The sequence below is a fragment of the Caballeronia terrestris genome (assembly GCF_001544515.1).
Lineage (GTDB): Bacteria > Pseudomonadota > Gammaproteobacteria > Burkholderiales > Burkholderiaceae > Caballeronia > Caballeronia terrestris.
On sequence record NZ_FCOL02000250.1, the window covers coordinates 1 to 2,736 of the forward strand.

Genomic DNA, 2,736 nt, shown 5'->3' on the forward strand with positions numbered 1-2,736 from the left:
ACAGTGCATAGAGCGCAAGCGTGCCGACTGCGCTGAAGGCGAGCACCGCGAGCGCGTAGTGCTTCCACGACATTTCGACATCGGGATCGACACCCGCGAGCTTGTAGAGCACCGCCTCGATCGGTCGGCCAATACGGCGCACGACCACCGACGAGCCGTCCATTACGCCCGTGATATAGCGGCCTAACGGGATTGCCAGCGCAATCAATACGACGATAAACAAGCCGGTCTGAAACAGGTTATTGGCGTTCATTCCAGGTCCTCCGCACGCAGCAGTGCGTACACGAGGTAAACAAACAAAAGAAGCGTCGAGGCACCAGCAAGCACCAGCATCCATGAAGTCATGGGCGACCTCCCGGAGCACGGCGCAGCTTTGCGCAGCCAGCAGTCAATGCCACGCACAGGCCGAAAAACACGGCGATGCCGGCAATGTAAAGTAAGTCCATTCTTGTGAGCTCCCGTAGCGAATTCGGACGAACTGAAGCGTACTCAAATCCCCGTAAAAGCCCGGCTAAGAGTTGAGCCCTTGGTATAAAAAAAGTGTAAACGCCGGTCAACTTCTACGGCGAAATGGGTGTTATCGGGGAGGTAATCGGAGTGTGCCCTGACTGGCGGGCGCAAGGGGCGCCGAGGCATAGCCGTGTCGCAATGGCCGCGGTCTTGTCGGCGCGCTTCACTGGCCTACCAGCGCGCTTCCATGCTTCGTACTTACGTCAGCATTACGCGGTGTGGATATCTTTTTTCATCGTTTTTACGTTGAACGTCCTAGACTCGTCGGTGTGTTCAACAGCATGCCGCCTTGTCTCCCCAATGCGGCGCTCTCATCAAATGGCCCTGGCCCATAGTGTGCAAATCCGCTCGTTGCGTCGTAGCCGATCCATGCCGGTCGACGAGACGTGCGTCGAAATTCCCAATCAGCATAAAACTTCACCGCTGCAACTCCTTGTGACACTGCCCGGCACGTCCTCATTGAACGCCATGCGCGCGTTGCGTCGCGCGCTGGGGGCTGCATTGCGCATATACGTGGTAAAGATCGATCGTGCGCGCACCACAATCACACTCCAGATCGAGACGACCCGCTCTGCGTTGACCGACGTCATCGGGTCACTTGCCGCAGGCTTGCCGGAAGCAACCGTCGGCCGGGTAAGAGCGAACGCGTTCTAGCAGTGTCCCACCGGCAGACACCCCTTCCCGGACCCTGCCGCATCAGGGCGCTATTGCCAGCAACGCGCGCCATGGGTAGTGCTGTCCGCTCGATCATCGCTCGCGTGCTCCACGGAGCTAATCGCCAGAGTGCGTCCTCGCAGCATCGGCGCGCGATTGCAACGCGTAATTGCCCGCCGCCACGGGCGTACGCTCTTTGACAGCGAGAACGCGAGTCGCACTTCGCGCGTGGACGCGCGACGTTGAATATCCTGCGGCCCGTTTGCCCTTTCAAATGAAAGACCAGATGCGATACGACTACCATTTCCACATCGAAAACGAAGGCTCGATGATCGCCGCCAGGCCCTGCTACGACATCTCTGTCAGTGCTCCGCTCGTCGACATTGAGGTCGGACGAATATTGTTACTTCCGCATAAGCGCCCCGCGATGGACATCGGTCGATTTGAAATCGTGTGCGTCGAGACTGTGCTTCCCTTCACCGCCGAGCAAAGCCAGGGCATTCACGTGCAGGTGAAGCAAAAAGGTATGCAAAAGAGCAAGCTCACGCCTGGCGATCCGATTGCGGAACCTGACTGACAGGCAAGTGGCCTCGCGCATAGCTCTCCGCGCGATGCCGTCGTCTTACGGCAGGCGCACGCTCCACCCTGCTTCCCGACTTTGAGCCGCGGAATTCACACGACCTCACAGACCCAGCGGAAGCAGTTTGAAATATTCAGTGAAGGTCTGGCTGGCGCGTGATTCACGCATGGCGGATGCGATTCGATATCCGTTGGCGGGCAGGTCAAATCCGAGCTTGCTCTCGATGCCTTCGGCCAAATAGTCTTCGTTCAAGTCGTAGGACGCGGCCCATGCAACGAGCTGTTTGTGAAGTGCAGGCGACACCGGCAAGTCCTCGGGCTCGGCCATCACGCCATTGGCATGCCAGATTCCAGTGCTGTAGTAGTCGCCCATCAGCTTGATATAAATCGGGCGCGGTGGCGTGTCTTCCATGGAACATGGGCCTCATTTCTTTCTCGAATGTCTGGACACAGGGGCTACATCGGCTAGTCAGACGCGTGCGCTTCCCACCGTGCGACCGTTTAGCGAGCGCAATGCACGCGGCCGGCTTATTCGCATCAATCCTCGAGACTTTCAGGTTGACCCTTGGCACCACGTCGGCTTTGAAGGCAGCGCAGTGGAGACGCTGAAGCAACTCGATGCGCGGCTGCATGGTTGATGGGTCGGCCAACCGACGCGCCCCGGTAGGCAGGTCACAAATTTCCCGCGCTCGGACCTGTTTCCGGCGGTCGTCGATGCGGGGTGAATAGCTTCAGCGAAGCCTCCAGAAACAAGGGCAGTCAAGGAGGGGAGTCTTCAAGGAGACGAAGCTTTTCATCAATGCCCGGGAGAGGATGGCCGCCTGCGCGGACCTCTGCCACCAGCCTATGTGCATGGGAGCGGCAATTCTCCAGCGTTCCGTGCAATTCGGGCTCGTGTCTTAGCGCATGGACGGCTGTCTCGATTTCGGCCGGGGTGTCACTCAGCAGTGCGGCTGCGACCTCCTGGGGAGGGATTGGCGAGGAGTCTGTCTC

Annotated in this window: 5 protein-coding genes; 2 read left to right on the plus strand and 3 right to left on the minus strand. The window is 58.9% G+C overall.

Features of this window, described 5'->3' with window-relative positions:
• Together AWB67_RS36050 and AWB67_RS36055 are read right to left on the minus strand one after the other, a co-directional pair.
• On the minus strand, positions 1-253 hold a 253-nt coding region (locus tag AWB67_RS36050), incomplete at its 3' end, for a potassium-transporting ATPase subunit KdpA (RefSeq protein WP_200822404.1).
• Positions 250-345: a potassium-transporting ATPase subunit F gene (locus tag AWB67_RS36055; protein WP_087660643.1), complete on the minus strand. Its 96-nt coding sequence runs from the start codon at positions 343-345 to the stop codon at positions 250-252. The genes AWB67_RS36055 and AWB67_RS36050, both read right to left, overlap by 4 nt.
• Before the next feature lie 534 nt (positions 346-879).
• Here AWB67_RS36055 and AWB67_RS36060 point away from each other — a divergent pair.
• Both AWB67_RS36060 and AWB67_RS36065 read left to right on the plus strand, forming a co-directional pair.
• Positions 880-1,164: a hypothetical protein gene (locus AWB67_RS36060; protein ID WP_087660644.1), complete on the plus strand. Its 285-nt coding sequence runs from the start codon at positions 880-882 to the stop codon at positions 1,162-1,164.
• Between the two features lie 286 nt (positions 1,165-1,450).
• The gene (locus tag AWB67_RS36065) at positions 1,451-1,741 is read left to right on the plus strand and encodes a hypothetical protein (RefSeq protein WP_087660645.1); all 291 of its coding nucleotides are present in this window, start codon (positions 1,451-1,453) and stop codon (positions 1,739-1,741) included.
• A gap of 105 nt (positions 1,742-1,846) precedes the next feature.
• Here the strand turns inward: AWB67_RS36065 and AWB67_RS36070 are convergent, their stop codons facing one another.
• Positions 1,847-2,155 (minus strand): immunity protein CdiI family protein, encoded by a 309-nt coding sequence (locus AWB67_RS36070; protein WP_087660646.1) that lies wholly within the window; start codon positions 2,153-2,155, stop codon positions 1,847-1,849.
• Positions 2,156-2,736 lie beyond the last annotated feature (581 nt).

Coding starts and splice junctions, on each gene's coding strand:
- AWB67_RS36060 (WP_087660644.1), top strand. CDS start 880: ATGCCGGTCGACGAGACGTGCGTCGAAATTCCCAATCAGCATAAAACT.
- AWB67_RS36055 (WP_087660643.1), bottom strand. CDS start 345: ATGACTTCATGGATGCTGGTGCTTGCTGGTGCCTCGACGCTTCTTTTG.
- AWB67_RS36065 (WP_087660645.1), top strand. CDS start 1,451: ATGCGATACGACTACCATTTCCACATCGAAAACGAAGGCTCGATGATC.
- AWB67_RS36070 (WP_087660646.1), bottom strand. CDS start 2,155: ATGGAAGACACGCCACCGCGCCCGATTTATATCAAGCTGATGGGCGAC.